The sequence below is a fragment of the Oceanihabitans sediminis genome (assembly GCF_003337215.1).
Classification (GTDB): domain Bacteria; phylum Bacteroidota; class Bacteroidia; order Flavobacteriales; family Flavobacteriaceae; genus Oceanihabitans; species Oceanihabitans sediminis.
Genome location: NZ_QPIG01000003.1, coordinates 285,826 through 303,875 on the forward strand (window position 1 = coordinate 285,826; position 18,050 = coordinate 303,875).

Annotated in this window: 9 protein-coding genes; 7 read left to right on the plus strand and 2 right to left on the minus strand. The window is 34.6% G+C overall.

Going from position 1 to position 18,050, the window contains the following annotated elements; translation table 11 throughout:
• Positions 1-65: 65 nt before the first annotated feature.
• Positions 66-1,064 (plus strand): hypothetical protein, encoded by a 999-nt coding sequence (locus DU428_RS09650; protein ID WP_123796513.1) that lies wholly within the window; start codon positions 66-68, stop codon positions 1,062-1,064.
• An 85-nt stretch (positions 1,065-1,149) separates the two neighbouring features.
• Positions 1,150-2,664 carry a transporter gene (locus DU428_RS09655; protein ID WP_113966452.1) on the plus strand — a complete coding sequence of 505 codons (1,515 nt, stop codon included), beginning with the start codon at positions 1,150-1,152 and terminating at the stop codon, positions 2,662-2,664.
• Positions 2,665-3,083: 419 nt separating this feature from the next.
• Here the strand turns inward: DU428_RS09655 and DU428_RS09660 are convergent, their stop codons facing one another.
• Positions 3,084-10,229 carry a T9SS type B sorting domain-containing protein gene (locus tag DU428_RS09660; protein ID WP_113966453.1) on the minus strand — a complete coding sequence of 2,382 codons (7,146 nt, stop codon included), beginning with the start codon at positions 10,227-10,229 and terminating at the stop codon, positions 3,084-3,086.
• A gap of 203 nt (positions 10,230-10,432) precedes the next feature.
• On the opposite strand from DU428_RS09660, the gene folE reads away from it, so the two are divergent.
• From folE to DU428_RS09685, 5 genes are all read left to right on the plus strand, one after another.
• Positions 10,433-11,110 carry a GTP cyclohydrolase I FolE gene (gene folE / locus DU428_RS09665; RefSeq protein ID WP_072351290.1) on the plus strand — a complete coding sequence of 226 codons (678 nt, stop codon included), beginning with the start codon at positions 10,433-10,435 and terminating at the stop codon, positions 11,108-11,110.
• Between the two features lie 42 nt (positions 11,111-11,152).
• A complete protein-coding gene (gene cysS, locus DU428_RS09670; protein ID WP_072351291.1) occupies positions 11,153-12,634 on the plus strand; it encodes a cysteine--tRNA ligase in 1,482 nt (493 codons plus the stop codon).
• A gap of 166 nt (positions 12,635-12,800) precedes the next feature.
• A complete protein-coding gene (gene yidD, locus DU428_RS09675) occupies positions 12,801-13,037 on the plus strand; it encodes a membrane protein insertion efficiency factor YidD (RefSeq protein WP_113966454.1) in 237 nt (78 codons plus the stop codon).
• A 136-nt stretch (positions 13,038-13,173) separates the two neighbouring features.
• Positions 13,174-14,100: a prolipoprotein diacylglyceryl transferase gene (gene lgt / locus DU428_RS09680; RefSeq protein WP_113966455.1), complete on the plus strand. Its 927-nt coding sequence runs from the start codon at positions 13,174-13,176 to the stop codon at positions 14,098-14,100.
• A gap of 5 nt (positions 14,101-14,105) precedes the next feature.
• A complete protein-coding gene (locus DU428_RS09685; RefSeq protein ID WP_072351294.1) occupies positions 14,106-14,600 on the plus strand; it encodes a DUF192 domain-containing protein in 495 nt (164 codons plus the stop codon).
• 327 nt (positions 14,601-14,927) lie between these two features.
• Here the strand turns inward: DU428_RS09685 and secDF are convergent, their stop codons facing one another.
• Positions 14,928-17,897 (minus strand): protein translocase subunit SecDF, encoded by a 2,970-nt coding sequence (secDF, locus tag DU428_RS09690; protein ID WP_113966456.1) that lies wholly within the window; start codon positions 17,895-17,897, stop codon positions 14,928-14,930.
• Positions 17,898-18,050: the final 153 nt, after the last annotated feature.

The following is an 18,050-nucleotide window of genomic DNA, read 5'->3' on the forward strand; positions in this document are numbered from 1 at the left end:
TTTTTGTATTGTTCAACAATAAAAACTTAATAGATATGCAATTAAATAAATACATAAAAAAACAAATGCCCACAATAGCTGTATTAGCTATAGCTTTTGTTTTTTCGTCATGTGGTTCATACCAATATGTTAGCGAAGATAACGATGGAATATATGGCTCTACAGGAACAACTGTTGAACAAACTGATGCAGATGTTGCACAAAACAACAATTCATACTACAAAAACTACTTTCAAGAGAAAGCTTCAGAATATGATTATATAACGGAAGAGGAAGAAAACGAAGTTTTTACAGATGTAGATTCTTATGAAGGTAATTATGCTGAACAACAAAACAGAGAGCAACAATCTTATGCTGGTTGGGGACAAAACAACAGTAATATAACTGTTAATGTATACTCAAACTACGGATGGGGATACAATAACTTATGGTACAGACCTTACGGATATTATCACCACTCCCCTTACTGGTATAATACTTGGGGTTATGGTGGATATTACCACTCTCCTTTCTGGGCTAGTCCTTATTACCCTTATTATGGTTACGGATACGGATACCATCACCCTTATTACAATGGATACTATGGGTATAACGGATATTATGGTGGTTACGGCATATCCTACCATAACTCTAGAAGAGGAACTACTTTATACAGACCTAATAGTGTAATCACCGGTAGAGGAAACACAGTAAGACCTAGAGTAAACTCAAGTACTAGACCAAGAGTTAACAGTACTACTACATCCCCTAGACCTAGAACAAATACTACAACTTCGCCTAGACCGAGAGTAAATAACAATACTACTTCGCCTAGACCTAGAACAAATACCACGACAACACCAAGGCCACGAGTAAACAATAACACAACTAAGCCTAGAACTAATACAACAACACCTAGACCTAGAACAAACACAACTACTACACCTAGGCCTAGAACAAATACAACAACTACTCCTAGACCAAGAAGCAGTAGTAATATTTCAACAAGACCTAGAAGCAGTAATTTTTCTAGCCCTTCTAGAAGTAGAGGTTCTTCTAGATCAAGTTCTAGAGGAAGAGGATAAAATAAACACAACATTTAAACGAGCTAACTAACCAGAACCAATCAAGGTATTAGCTCGTTTTATTTTAAATAAACATACTAATTATATGAAAAAAGGAATCTTATTTTGCATCGGTGTATTAGCCATATCATTCGCTAATGGACAAGACCTTACAGATGCTGTACGTTATTCTAAGGATGATATTCAAGGAACAGCAAGATACAGAGCTTTAAGTGGTGCATTTGGTGCTCTTGGAGGTGATTTGAGTGCTATTGCAATAAACCCTGCTGGTTCTTCTGTATTTACAGAAAGTAATTTCACTATAAGCTTAACGAATTTAAACAGCAAAAAAGATGTTCTGTATAAGAACGGCTTAAATAACGCGTCTAACTCTAATCTAGACCTAAGTCAGGTTGGTGCTGCTTTTGTTTTTAGAAATAGAAACACAAATTCTAATTGGAAAAAATTCACATTAGGAATATCTTATAATAAAGTAGATGATTATAACTCCGATTGGTTAGCTTACGGAACAAATCAAAAGTCTATTAAAGATTATTTCTGGGCAAATGCAAATGGTTTACGATTAGATGAAATTTCTAGATTTGAAGGAGAATCTTATGCTGATGCATATAGCGCAATTGGAAGCTTATATGGTGACCAAAACCAACAAGCCTTTTTAGGTTACGAGTCTTTTATTTTAGAACCGGATACTTACGACGATTCAAACACAATATATACTACTAATATTGCAGACGGAGACTTTTACCAAGAATACTCTTATGCAGCGACAGGGTACAACGGAAAATTCACGATCAATGCTTCTACACAATATGGTGACAACCTATTTTTAGGAATGAATCTTAATACCCACTTTATAAATTACGAGCGTTCTACACACCTATATGAAGAAAACAATAATACTGGGTCTTTTGTAAATGAAGTTGCTTTTAGAAATAATTTAAGCACCATAGGTACTGGAGTCTCCTTACAATTTGGAGGTATTTTAAAAATTGAAGAACAACTAAGAGTCGGACTTTCTTACGATACACCAACATGGTATACTATTGAAGAAGAAACAAGCCAAGCTATTAAAACTAGAAGCTATGATGACGCTACTTACAATACCGATATAAACCCTAGAGTTATAAACATCTACCCACAGTACAAACTACAAACCCCTGGTAAATTCACAGGTAGTATTGCTTATGTATTTGGGTTACGTGGACTAATAAGTTTTGATTATTCTTTAAAAGACTATGGCAATACAAAGTTTAAACCAACATCTAGTTCTTATTACAGCTACCTTAATAACAAAGCAAGCGATGAGCTAGCTGCTGCAGCTACATATAAAATTGGTGGAGAATACAGAATCAAACAATTAAGCTTAAGAGGTGGTTACCGAATGGAAGAAAGCCCATACAAAGATGGCGAAACTGTTGGTGATTTAAACGGTTACTCTTTGGGATTAGGGTATAATTTCGGAAATTTAAAATTAGACCTAACCTTCGATCAATTTGAAAGAAAAACAAACTACCAACTTTACCAAGTTGGATTAACAGATGCCGCTAACTTAGACAATAAAAGCTCTAACTTAACTTTATCTGTTACTTTTAATATGTAAAAAATACATCTTAATACACAATCATAAAACTCAGACTATAAACGTCTGAGTTTTTTTTACATTAATGTTTATGAATACTATCTACTGAAAGCTATAAAACAAACACTCTTTAAGCAGTTTCACACTTGATATTAAACAACAGTCCCTAACAATAGTCAAACAGAAACCTTAATAGAAACAACAAATCATAGAAACAACCTCAGCAAAAGAAAACATAACACATAGGCTTTTAAAACAGTAAGCTTGCTCTACTTTAAACATTCACTTACAACATAAGAAAGAAATAGCACGACTAATTTTAATACCCTATGATAATTCCATTATCAAATTATTATACTCCAACAAATCACAGTCCTTATAAAACAAAAAACTCAGATACTTAAAGTATCTGAGTTTTTATCTATGGAATAATATTTAAATTATCTTTTTAAACTAAAGTGGGCTTTAAATTCTTTTTGCTCACCTGTAGTATCTCCTAGCTCTCTATACTCTACCGTAAACCAGTAATCACTAGAAGGCATTAACTCTCCATTAAAAGTTCCGTCCCATGCTGCACCACCTATTAATTGTTTCAGTAATTTACCGTAACGATCATAGATATAAATTTTAGCATCGTATTGACCATTCAATCCTGGTATAGACCAAGTGTCATTATAACCATCGTTATTAGGCGTAAAGAATAATGGGTAGTCCATAACAAACACCGCAGCACTGTTAATACCACAACCATTAATATCTCTTACCTGTATAACATGCTCCCCAAAAGAAACATTAGTAAAGGTATAGGTATTATCATTTGGCTCATTACTTAACCAAGGGCCATTATCAATACTAAACTCAAATACTGCTGCTCCATCTCCTGTTGCCGAAACTTCAATGATATGAGTATCAGCAAAAGCATCTGTAGTTACTGTAGCAGTTACTATAGGTGGCGAACTAATTTGAGCTACTGCAGAATCAAAACTTTCACATCCATTATTAATATTTGTAACCTTTACCGTGTAGTTCCCAGGAACTGTTGGTTCAAAGAAAGAATCCACACTTAAAACAGTAGCAGGATCTGCATCTTCATACCATGCAAAAGTATAATCAGCAGTACTTAATCCTGTGTCCATTATAGGAGCTCCTACAACTTCGGTTCCATTTACATTTTCACAAATAGTATACATATCATCTAAATCGAAAGATGGAATTGGATCTACTATTAAAGTAATTGGTTTAATATCATAACAGATAGAATCTGCATTGGTATCATTATCAATTCTAACCCAAATAACTTGCGGGTTTACAATATTGAAATAAGGAACAGATGTATCAATTGGATTATCTGAATCTTCAGCTTGTTGCTGTGACTCATAATATGTCACCGTGTAATTAGCAGGGTTTTGACCATTTAATAAATCTGTATTTTGAGACGCTAAATCAAATCCTACAGTATCATTTGTTGTATCTGCATCAAACTCCATAGTATCATCACATAACACATAAGTATCATAGTTTGGATTTACTTGAGCCGCTTCTTGTACTTCAATAAAGAAACTTACTGTTGCAATATCACAACCTGTTGTAGTATTCAAAATATTCACAAAAATCTCTTGCGGATTAACAGCTTGTCCTGGGTTTGCAGGATCTGCCATATTCGTATAAGCAGATGGGTTTGCTATTTCACCTGTTCCAGATTCAGCTGCAGCCAAAGTTGTATAGTAATTTACTGTAAACTCTGAAGCTGGTTGCCCGTTTAATATTGCTGCTGTTTGTGTCGTTAAATCGAAAGTATAGAAACCATCTGTATTTAATTCACAAGCAATCATATCATCTACAGCAACAGTTTCTGGTAATGGATTTACTACAATATCAAAAGTCACAACTGTATAACATCCAGTTCCCATATCTGTTGGATCAGCAGGATCTCCTGTATTAGTTACACGTACATATATGGTTTGTGTAGGACTAGTATTAGGGTAAGCTGTTGGATTTGGAATTGCATTTGTTCCAGACTCTGCATCATTCATATTAGTATGGTAGGTTACAGACTCGTTAAACGCATTAAGCATTGCAGCTTCATTAGCTGTTAAATCGAAATCTTCCTGTAAATCTCCCGTATTATTATCATCACATAACTCTAAGTTAGGTAAATTATCATTAGGTGTTGGGTTAGTATTTACTACTAAAGTTAAAGTTGATAATGCATAACAATCTACACCATTTGCTGTTGAAGAAACTGTCACAAAAATTGTTTGTGGGTTATGTGGTGCTCCTCCAATAGATACATTCTCATAAGCTTCATAATCTGCAATAGGATTGTTTGCTGCCACATCTGCCATAGTTTCAAAATAATCAACAGACCAGCTAGAGTTTCCTCCGGTAATAATTGCATCTTGATTCGTTAAATCGAAAATAGCAAATCCATCATTATCAGCTGTATCATCACAAATTTCATATTGTAATGCTTCGGTAGTTGTTACTGGTACTGGTAACGGATTCACAATTAAGTCTAATGAAGTTACCGTGATACAGTTTGTTGTATTATTCTCCACACGAACCCAAACCGTTTGATTTGGTGCAACCGTATTTGTGAAAGCTCCCGGAGTTGCAATATAAGTTGGATCTGTTGTTCCTACCTCTGCTCCTGCTTGCGATGTGTAATAACTTACCGTATAATCTGCAGCGTTTAATCCGTTAAGAATTTCTGTATTTCTTACTGTTAAATCAAACGGTGTCATTCCATCTGCTACACCATCATCATCACATAACACAATTGGTTCTGGATTCATTTCAATTTCTGGTGTCTCATCTACTATTAATTCTAATTCTAAAATAGTTGGACAATTAGTACCTGTACCGTAATCTACACGAATATAAATAGTCTGACCTGCAACATTTGTAAATACATCTGGTTGCGGAAGTACATCGTTTGTAGCATCTGTATTCGTTAGGTGGAAAGAAACTTCGTAAGTTGAATCAATCGCTTCAATATCATTTCTAATATCTGTTAAATCGAAAACTCCTAATCCATCATTATCAGGATCACAGTAATGTAAAGCTGCCGGTGTTGGTACTGCAGGTGCATCCACTACACTAATATCTAAAGTAGTAGTATCAAAACATCCTGTTGTAGCATCTTCAACTCTTACCCATAATGTTTGACCATCTGTACCTATAAAGGCATCATCTGAAGGCAATACTTCTGGAGTTCCGTTTTCAGCAGAAACTTGATCTAAATAATAGGTAACTACATAGTTCGCGTTTCCTCCTGCTATTTCATTGTTTTTTACCGTTAAATCCATTTCAGTTACACCATCTGCTACGTTATCATCACAAACAACTAATGGAGTTGGAACCACAATAGTTGGTAACGGATTGATAGTAACTACAAAGCTATTCTCTGCCGAACAGTTTGGAGTTGTTCCTGTTTCTGCATAAACATAAATAGTTTGTGTTGAAGTTATAACATCACCTGCGTTTAACACAGTTCCTGCACCTCCAGTTTCTGTATAATAGGTTCCGTCTGTTAACGCTGGTAAAGTATAACTAACACACATAGCAACATCAGCCGGATCATCTACTTCTGGAGTATTATTAATAGTGATATCAAAACTGTTTTCATCAGAACAATTTGGATTGGTAGCTGTTTCAGCATACACGAATAATGTTTGCGAAGTTGTAATTACATCTCCTGCGTTTAACATTGTTCCTCCTCCATCTGTAGCTGTATAATAGTTTCCAACATTTAAAGCAGGTAAAGTATAAGCATCACAAGCAACAACATCTGTTGGAGCATCTACTACTGGAGTTTCATTTATAGTTACTTCAAAACTATTCTCATCGGAACAATTTGGATTCGTTCCAGTTTCAGCATACACATAAATAGTTTGTGAAGTTGTTATAAGATCTCCTGCAGCTAAACTAGTACCTGTTCCATTTGGACCTGTATAATAAGCTCCACTTGTTAAAGTTGGTAATTCATAAGAATCACACATAGTAACATCTACTGGTGCATCTACTACTGGCGTAACATTAATTGTAAGTTCAAAAGTATTTTCTGCAACACAATTTGGCACTGTTCCTGTTTCTGCATATACATATATAGTTTGTGAACTAGTAAGAACATCCCCTGCATTTAAAAGTGTTCCTGTTCCTCCAATACCTGTATAATAATCACCCCCAACGGTTAAAGCTGGTAATACATAAGAATCACAAGCAACAACATCTGTTGGAGCATCTATAGTTGGTGTATTGTTTATTGTTACCACAAAGCTATTTTCATCTGTACAGTTAGGTGTTGTTCCTGTTTCTCCGTACACATAAATAGTTTGTGATGTTGTAATAGCATCTCCAGCATTTAATGCTGTTCCTGTTCCTCCTGTACCTGTGTAATATGCTCCACTTGTTAATGCTGGTAAAATATAGGTATTACATTCTGTAACATCTATAGGAGCATCTACTACTGGCGGATTGTTTACCGTTACAGTAACGGTATTGGTTGCTACATCATTTGGTGCTACCAAACCACTATCGGTTAAAGTAACCTCATAAGTTGTAGTGGTTGTTGGAACAGTTGTAAGCACTAAAGTTGCATTTGTTCCTAATACAGTTGGATCACCTTGTACTGTCCAACTATATGAATAAGTCCCAACTGCTACCGTAGGTGAAGGATTCGCTGTTAAAGTAATATCTGCTGGAGCAGCATCACTACAAAAAGCAGGCGTGTCTGCTGTTGCTGTAACAGAAGTTGTACATTCCTCGATAGTTAGTACAAAACTATTTTCATCAGAACAATTTGGATTTGTTCCTGTTTCAGCATATACATATATAGTTTGTGTCCCTACAGTAGTAATAGTATCACCCGCATTTAGTACCGTACCTGTACCTCCTGTACCTGTATAATATGTTCCGTTAGTTAGCGCTGGTAAGATATACTCATTACAAACGGTTACATCTGCTGGTGCGTCTACCGTTGGTGTAGTATTAACTGTTACTAAGAATTCGTTTTCTACAGAGCAGTTTGGATTAGTACCTGTTTCAGCATATACATAAATATTCTGTGTAGAAGTAATAACATCACCTCCTGCAAACATAGTTCCAGTTCCTCCTGGAGCACTATAATAATTACCTTCTGTTAAAACAGGTAAAGTATAACTATCACAAGCAGTTACATCTTCAGGATCTACAATAGTTGGTGTATTATTTATGGTTACTAAGAATTCATTTTCATCTGAACAGTTTGGTGTAGTGCCTGTTTCTGCATATACGTAAATAGTTTGAGTAGTAGTAATTGCATCTCCTGCATTTAACTGAGTTCCTGAACCTCCTGGTCCTGTATAATAGTTCCCACTTGTTAATGCTGGTAAAGTATAGGTGTCACACTCTGTAACATCTGTTGGAGCATCTACCACAGGTGTATTGTTTACCGTTACCGTAACAGTTGTTGTTGCCGTATCGTTTGGTGGCGTTAAACCATCATCCACTAAAGTCACTTCGTAAGTAGTAGTTGTAGCTGGTGGTGGAGATAAAACTAATGTTGGGTTTGTTCCCCATACAGTTGCATCCCCTTGAACAGTCCAACTATAAGTATAATTCCCTACTGGAGTTGCTGGAGTAGCTGTTGCAGCTAAAGTAACATCTGCTCCTGCATCACTACAAATCACAGGTGTATCTGCTGTTGCTGTAACAGAAAGCGAGCAACTATCAATTGTTAAATCAAAACTATTTTCTACAAAACAGTTAGGAGTTGTACCCGACTCGCCATATACATATATAGTTTGTGTTCCAACAGTGGTTATAATGTCACCAGCATTTAGCTGTGTACCTGTTCCTCCTGAACCTGTATAGTATGTTCCTCCTACTGTAAGGGCTGGTAAGGCATATTCGTTACAGGAGGTTACATCAACTGGAGCATCTATAACAGGTGTAGCATGCACAGTAACTGTTTCTGAAACTGTTATAGCTCCACCACATGCAGAGTTATAATTATCTACGGTTAATAAATTAACCGTTTGATCTGTAGTTACACCAGTAAGCGTAATTATTTCTTCTCCGGAAGCATCTAATGTTACCGTTTGCGTTGCTCCGCCATTAATATTGTATTCTACGATATCTCCTTCAGCACCTGAAATTGTAAAAACAGCATCGCCTGCATCACAAAAATCATCACTACTTGCTAAAGTCACTACTGGTGTTGGAGAAACAACCACCGTAATTGGTTTATAAGCCACATATTCTACTCCAGATAAAGCATCAGTATAAGTTACTTGGGCAATATAAGTGGTAGTTTCACTTGGTGTTACTGTTAAGTTTGTTGGATCTGTACCTAATACAGTACCGTCTTCTGCTAACCATTCAAAACTTGTAATTGGTGCTCCATCAGGGTAAAACTGCCAAGCTTCTGGACTTGTGAAAGGAATATTCCATGCACCTGTATTCCTACCTGGTGGTGCAATACCTTGTGTTCCTGCTGGGTTTTGAATACCTATGGCTGCACTACCATTATTCCAACTTGAACAAAGATCTTTTTGAAAGATATAAGTCTCTATGATGTTAGTTGTTTCATAAAAAATAATCATTTGAGAAGTCCTTGTACTACCCCAACAACTTGAGCCAAAATGACCTACATTATAAAAAGAAAAAACAAAGGCTCTAAAAGGAGCTTCCCCTTTCACACTGTATGTGGTTCTATAATCTCCAGCAACAATAGGGGCTCCTCCACCACCCCCTGGATGCGGTGATGGGTACAAATCATGCATTGCTCCAAAAATATTACCTCCTGCAAAAGCCGGGGCATTATTAGGTATCTGTTGACTAGCATTAAAACCCCATGGATGAGTTTGATTAGCTAATCCTGTATTAAAACTCACAGCTCCGTTTGTAGATAGAACACATTGCGTATAGTTTTGTTGATAAAATTCAAATTCAAAATCTAAAGCCAAAGGTCCGTTCCATCTATCATCTTGATTTAAAGGTGTATCTGTAGCTGTATCTGCAAAAGAAAATGGAGGGTTCATTGGTATTGATCTAACACCATAAGCATTAGACTCTCCTACTTCCTGATATGCAGCACTAAGAGTTAATGGTGGAATGGTCCCTGTATTTAAATCTATACATCCTGCAGAGGTAATTGCTCCGTTAGAACTGTTGTTTATGGAACCATAACTTGTAGAAATATCCATTTCAGAAGAACCTTGTCCTGAACTCTGTGTTGCAGGAAAAATTCTAATCTCAATTTCAGCTGTAGCACAGTTTGTTGGATTAGCATTTTCGCAAATTTGATAAGTTATATAATATATACCTTGAGGGGTGTTTGGTTGAATTGTTACAAATTGTCCCCCTCCATTAAATACGGTGTTACCAGTAGGGTCTGGTATTTGTTCTGTAAAAGTAAAATTATTACGTGTAGCAAATGTGATTTGATTGCCATCAAAATAATCGTTTAAAAAAATACGATCCCCAATAGCAGTATGTGAATTAGGGTTATCTGCTCTACCTACAACTACATCATCTATGGCAACAAGCTGCCCATAGGTAGTACTAATAAATAAGAAACAACATAGAGTAATTAACTTTCTCATAATTGATGATTAAACGGGTGTTTTCCTAACACATTACATGTTAGCTGGTTAGTTATTTTGGTTTATGTTTTAATGTCGAAAATTAAGGAAATTATATTAAAAAATAGTTAAAATTGAATACAAATTAAATCTGTGTTAAGAGGATGTCAATAAATATGGAAATTCATATCTTTGTGGATTAAACACTTATTAAAATAATTCGGATGAAATTTGATGAAAAGTTAGAGGAATTTGAGTCTTTAGGAGAAAACCATATTGGCACATCTTCAGACACTCCTATGCGAAAAGATGCTTTTAAACTCTCAAACGATGAGAAAATTGAAATTATCAAAGATGATGTAAGACATATCATGGAAACCTTAGGTCTTGACTTAACAGATGATAGCCTTAAAGGAACGCCTAACAGAGTAGCTAAAATGTTTGTGAAAGAAATTTTTGGAGGTTTAGATCCAAAAAGCAAACCTAATGCCTCTACTTTTGATAATAAATATAAATATGGCGAAATGCTTGTAGAAAAAAACATAACCGTTTACTCTACTTGCGAGCACCATTTATTACCTATTGTTGGAAGAGCGCATGTTGCATACATATCTAACGGAACTGTAGTAGGATTATCTAAAATGAATAGAATTGTAGATTATTACGCAAAAAGACCACAGGTGCAAGAGCGTTTAACAATTCAAATTGTAAAAGAACTTCAAGAGGTATTAAACACCGAAGATGTTGCATGTGTTATAGATGCTAAGCACTTATGTGTAAACTCTAGAGGAATTAGAGATGTAGATTGTAGCACTGTAACTAGTGAATTTGGAGGAAAATTTAAAGATCTAGAAACTAGAAGAGAATTTTTAGACTATATTAAATTAGACACTACTTTTTAAAGAAATCAACTTTACAATATTTAGACAAACAACCTAACAACCATGCAGATTTTCAAAAATCAAAACATAGAAATTTACAATTCTCTTTCTGGTAAAAAAGAAACTTTTAAACCAATAACAGAAGGTTATGTTGGCATGTACGTTTGCGGACCTACAGTTTACAGCAATGTGCATTTAGGAAACGTAAGAACTTTTATGTCTTTTGATGTTATTTATCGTTACCTATTACATTTAGGCTATAAAGTTCGCTATGTAAGAAATATTACAGACGCAGGGCATTTAGAAAATGATGCAGATGTTGGGGAAGATAAGATTACTAAAAAGGCAAGATTAGAAGCTATTGAGCCTATGGAAATTGTACAGCGATATACTGTAGATTTTCATAATGTACTTAATACTTTCAATTTTCTCCCTCCTAGTATCGAACCTACTGCAACAGGTCATATTATTGAACAAATTGAACTAATTGAAAGCATTATAGAAAACGGATTTGCTTATGTAGTGAATGGATCGGTGTATTTTGATGTTCATAAATATAACGAAGCTAATGACTACGGAATATTAAGCAAACGTAAGTTAGAAGATTTAATTCACAATACTCGTGAGTTAGACGGACAAAGCGACAAGAAGAATCCGCAAGATTTTGCACTTTGGAAAAGAGCAGAACCTACACATATTATGCGTTGGCCTTCACCTTGGAGCGATGGTTTCCCTGGTTGGCATTTAGAGTGTACTGCAATGAGCACCAAATATCTTGGTGATTATTTTGATATTCATGGTGGAGGAATGGATTTAAAATTCCCACATCACGAATGTGAAATTGCACAAAACAAAGCTGCAAGAGGACAAGACCCTGTTAAATACTGGATGCACGCCAATATGTTAGAACTTAATGGTGCACGTATGAGTAAATCTACAGGAAATTACATAAACCCTGCCGAATTACTTTCAGGAGAAAACGATATCATGTCTAAAGCATATAGCCCAAGCGTAGTTCGTTTCTTTATGATGCAAGCTTCATATAGATCTGTTTTAGATTTAACCGATAACGGATTATTAGCAAGTGAAAAAGGTTTAAACAGACTTTTTGATGCCATTAGTTTATTAAAAGACTTACCAAGTTCTGCAAGTTCAAGTATTAACGTTTCAGAATGGAAACAAAAATGCTACGACGCAATGAACGATGATTTTAATACTCCAATTTTAATAGCAACATTATTTGAAGGGGTGAAATTCATCAACCAAATAAAAGATGGAAGTGCAACCATTACAGCATCCGATTTAGAAGAACTAAAAAACACTATTCATGTTTTTGTTTTTGATATTCTAGGTCTAGAAAATACAGGTAAATCTGAAACTAGCACCGACAAGCTTTCTGGTGCAGTAGAACTTTTAATCAAATTACGTCAAGAAGCTAGAGCAAATAAAGATTTTGCCATGTCTGATAAAATTAGAGATGAATTAGCCGCTGTTGGTATCCATTTGAAAGATGGAAAAGAAGGGACTAGTTTTTCTGTGAATTAAAAAATTAAGTGGATTTTGTATTTATCTCAAAATCCACTTTTACTTTAAGTAGATTCCTGCCTTCACGGGAATAACAAACACTAATAGAATCTATCACAAATAAGATAAATGTTTTGAGAAACTACTTTTTAAACAACTAACAACTCCACAACAATCCATCATCAATTTGAAGAAAATTCTAATAGCGCCTTTTTTATTCTTAATTAAAGTATATCAAACGGTAATTTCACCTTTAACCCCTCCTACTTGCAGGTTTCAGCCAACGTGTTCGCATTATGCGAAAGAAGCTTTAGAAAAGCATGGTTTACTTAAAGGGGGTAAATTAGCTATTATTCGGATTTTTAGTTGTCACCCATGGGGTCGTTCGGGTTATGACCCTGTTCCAGAAAAGGAAGAACTTTAATGATATTCCTTTAGTTTCTTTTTACCTATACCATTTCCACTGCTTTTTCGGCTTCAAGAAAATAACAATTCATTAGCTTTACTTTCTTTTTAATCCATTTTCATTTTTCTATATTTACCACTATAAAATAAAATCTATGCATTTATTAACTTTCGATTGGAATCCACAAAGTGGAATTGACCTTTTTGGTGTTTTCAAATTACATTTCTACAGTGTTATGTGGATTATTGCTTTCCTTTTAGGACTTCAAATCATGAAGTATATTTTCAAAAAAGAAAATATAAAAGCAGAATACCTGGACCCTTTGTTTTTATACACCATTTTGGCAACTATGCTTGGTGCGCGTTTAGGCCATGTTATTTTCTACCAATCGGAACTTATTACACAAGACTTTTTTAGCATCTTTTTACCTTTTCGCTTTGTACCAGAAATTGAGTTTACCGGTTTTCAAGGTTTAGCAAGTCACGGTGCAGCAATAGGGATTATTATAGGAATGTATTTATACCGAAGAAAATATAAGTACAAATCTTTAATGTGGATTTTAGACAGGGTGGTTATTCCTGTGGCAAGTGGTGCTATTTTTATTCGTTTGGGGAATTTTATCAATTCTGAAATTATAGGAAAAATCACAGATTCTTCGTTTGGAGTTCGTTTTATTCAAGATGAATATGCTCCAGGAGAAGCAATGCAACTAACCGGAATGAAAACACCTACCGAAGCATACGATGCTATTGCTAACAATCCGCAGTTTCAAACCTTATTAGAAGCAGTTCCTTTTAGACATCCAGCCCAATTGTATGAGTCTTTTAGTTATGTGTTTGTTTTCTTAATTCTATGGTATTTCTACTCTAAAACAAACAAAGCAAACCAAGCCGGATTTTTATTTGGTATCTTCTTAGTTATGCTTTGGACGATTAGATTCTTTGTTGAATTTGTAAAAGAAGCGCAAGTAGATGAACGTGCTACCTGGTTATTAAATACCGGGCAGTGGTTAAGTATTCCTTTTATTCTTATTGGTTTTTACTTTATGTTTGTTTATAAACCGAAAAACGCTGTAAAATAAACACTATGAAATTTAGATTTCTTTCCACTACTCTATTATGTACAACGATTTTTTTCAGTGCATGTAAAGAAGAGAAAAAAGACATAAAACCTATTGAAATTCCTTTTACAAAGGAAGGAGAATTAACTATTTTTAAAGCAGCAACAGATTCTATTGTAGCTAATATAGATATTGAAATAGCAGACACCGATTACGATATTCAAACCGGACTGATGTACCGAAACTCTATGGAAGAAAATCAGGGAATGTTGTTTGTTTTTCCTAGCATGCGCGAAAGGTTTTTCTATATGAAAAACACTAGAATTCCTTTAGACTTAATCTATTTAGATAACAATAAATATATCGTGAGTTTTCAGGAAAACGCAGAACCTTTTAACGAAGCTTCTTTACCATCTATTGCACCTGCACAATATGTATTGGAAGTTAATGCCGGGCTTGCTCAAAAATGGTTTTTAGAGGTTGGCGACAGAATAGAATACACCGATAACCAAAAGAAATAAACAGGTTTTTCCTTGTTAAAATATCTTAAAAAAAAAGCTATAAGTCTATAAAGATTTACAGCTTTTTCTTTTGTTATACTACTGTTGTTTCTTCAATTAAAAACGACCTATCTACGTTTCAATTAAGTACAAAGACTTCTCTTCTTATAAGTTGGTTCCTTAGTATATAAAAGGCGTCTTTAGCTTCCATAGAAAAATGAAACTCCAGACTACATTCCATTAAAATCTTTAGGGAGAATTAGTTTCATCAAAACAGTATTACTAAATAAAAAAGCCTTTCCGCATAAGACGGAAAGGCATTTATAACTTTATAAAGTTTCTAGTTGCTTACGCCTCTAGTTCTTCTTCAACTTCTTTGTTTTTTAATGCATCTGCTGCATTTCCTTTTTTCACTGCATCATACATAAGTGGAGTTGCAATAAATAAAGAAGAATAAGTACCTACAAGCACACCTACTATTAAGGCAAACATAAATCCTCTAATAGAATCTCCTCCAAAGATAAAGATTGCTAATAATACTACTAATGTAGTTAAAGAGGTGTTTAATGTTCTACTTAAAGTACTGCTCAAAGAGGTATTAATTACTTTATCAAATGCCCATCCTGTTTTCTCGTTAAAGAACTCTCTAATTCTATCGAATACAACAACCGTATCATTCAGCGAGTAACCAATCACGGTTAATATTGCCGCGATAAACGCTTGGTCGATTTCCATAGAGAATGGCATGAACTTGTATGTGATAGAGAATACCCCTAATACGATTAATACATCGTGGAATACTGCTGCAACCGCACCAAGTGAGAATTGCCATCTTTTAAAACGGAATAAGATATATAAGAATACAACTATTAAAGAACCTAAAATAGCCCAGAAAGATGCTCTTTTAATATCATCTGCAATAGAAGGACTTACCTTATAAGACTCCATTACACCAATTTGTTTGTTTACATCGTTAAGATCTACAAACTCGTCGTAAGAAATATTAGATAAGTGTGGTTGTAATGCGTTGTATAATTTATGTCTGATTTCTTCATCTACTTCAGAAGCAGTTTCATCAATTTTATATTTCGTCGTGATTTTTACATCATTACTATTACCAATTAACTTAGCATTTGCACTTCCGAATACTTCTTCAGAAGAAAGTACATCTGTAATTTCGGAAGCACTTACTGGTTGCTCAAAACGTACTTGGTAAGTTCTACCTCCAACAAAATCTACACCTTGGTCTAATCCGTTAGTAAATAACGATCCTAAACTTCCAAGAATTAATATTCCTGAAATCACAAAGGCAACTTTTCTTTTGTTTAAGAAGTTGATGTTGATGTTTCTGAATAAGTTTTTAGTTAATCCTGTAGAGAAATCTAATTTACCTCCTTTATCTGCATGCCAGTCAATTAATAATCTAGTGATGAAAATTGCTGTAAATAATGAAGTTGCAATACCAATAAGTAAAGTAGTAGCAAAACCTTTAATTGGTCCTGTACCAAATACGAATAAGATTAAGGCAGTTAAACCTGTTGTAATGTTTGCATCTAAAATAGAAGATAATGCATTTGCAAAACCGTCTTTAATAGAAGTTGCTTGGTCTTTACCTTTGGCTAACTCTTCTCTGATACGCTCGAAGATAAGTACGTTTGCATCTACAGACATACCAATAGTTAATACGATACCCGCAATTCCAGGAAGTGTTAATACAGCTCCTAAACCAGAAAGAATACCAAAGATTAATAAAATGTTTAAAGCCATTGCAATATCTGCAAATAACCCAGCTTTACCATAGTATAAGAACATCCACACTAACACTAATGCTAATGCAATCATGAAAGATAATTTACCACTATCAATAGCTTCTTGACCTAAAGATGGTCCTACAACATCACTTTGAATAATGTCTGCTCTAGCAGGTAATTTACCTGCACGTAAAACGTTTGCTAAGTCGGTTGCTTCATTAAGTGTGAAGTTTCCAGAAATTTGAGAGTTTCCTCCAGCAATAGCTCCAGTTGTAACACCAGGCGCTGAATAAACGATATCATCTAATACAATAGCAATTTGACTTCTTTGCGTAAAAGCTCTTCCAGTCATTTCTTCCCAGATTTTAGCTCCTTTACTATTCATTTGCATACTTACAAGAGGCTTCCCTAATGGGTCGTAATCTTGTCTTGCATCTACTACAACTCCTCCACCTAATTCTGGTACATTTTCTCTGTTACCTTTTAAAGCGTATAAGTCTACTAATTCACTATTTGCTTTTGCTTTTCCGAATGCAAACTTTACATAACGTAACTCAGCAGGAAGTAAACTTCTTACTTGTGGCATATTTAAATACTCAGCTACTTTATCTTTATCATTAATGCTTACTAAAGCTAAAGCTGCTGGGTCTGGAGAACCAATTAATTTATCTAATAATGGATTTGCTTGAACAGCTGTAGAATCTGGATCGTCTCCTAAAAGATCTGCGATTTTATCTTCTTCAGCAGTAGTTTCTTTTTCTACTTCTTTATTTACTTCGTTAGATTTTTCAATGCTCTTGATAGTTTCGTTTGCTTGAACTAAGAAGCTATTGAATTGCTCTTTGTTATACACATCCCAAAACTCTAATTGCGCAGTACTTTGTAATAATTTTGTAGCACGTTCTGCATCTTTAACTCCTGGTAGCTCTACTAAGATACGCCCTGAGCTTCCTAAACGTTGGATGTTTGGAGATGTTACACCAAACTCATCAATACGTTTACGTAATACTTCAAAAGCAGAAACAATAGACTCATCGATTTTTCTAGAAATTACAGGTTTTACCTGCTCATCTGTCATTGTTCCATCAATTTCTCCATCTAAAGCTCTAGTGTAGAAAATATCAGCAGAAGCTAATTTAGTATCTCCTTTAATAGCATCAAAAGCGATATAAAAATCTTCTAAATAAGTGTTCTGGCTACTTTTTTGAAGTTCTGTAGCATCATCTAATGCTTTGTTGAATATTGGGTTAGTTGTATTGTTAGCTAATCCTTTTAATATGTCTTTTACAGAAACTTGTAAAATAACGTTAACCCCTCCTTTAAGGTCAAGTCCTAGGTTCATAGCATTTTCTTTCACTTCATTATAAGTGTATTTTGCTATTCCTATATTATAAACTTCTTGGTTAGATATAGAATCTAAATACTTGTTTTCTTTTACAGCATCACCCTTTGCGAAAGCGGCTGCTTCCTTTTCAATGCTGTTGTTTTTAAACGTGAATGAAAGTTGGTAAATACTTACCAATCCAAACAACAAGGCAAATAACTTTACTAATCCTTTGTTTTGCATTTGTATAATTTTTTTGTGTTAGTTTCTCACTTTAGTGAGCGTTACAATTTTAATAGGTTTTACAAGGGGAAACCTTGCTCAAAAAACTGATTAATTTTTTAAAACGTGCAAATATATAATTTACGCGTTTCAATTAACAATTAATTGAATTTA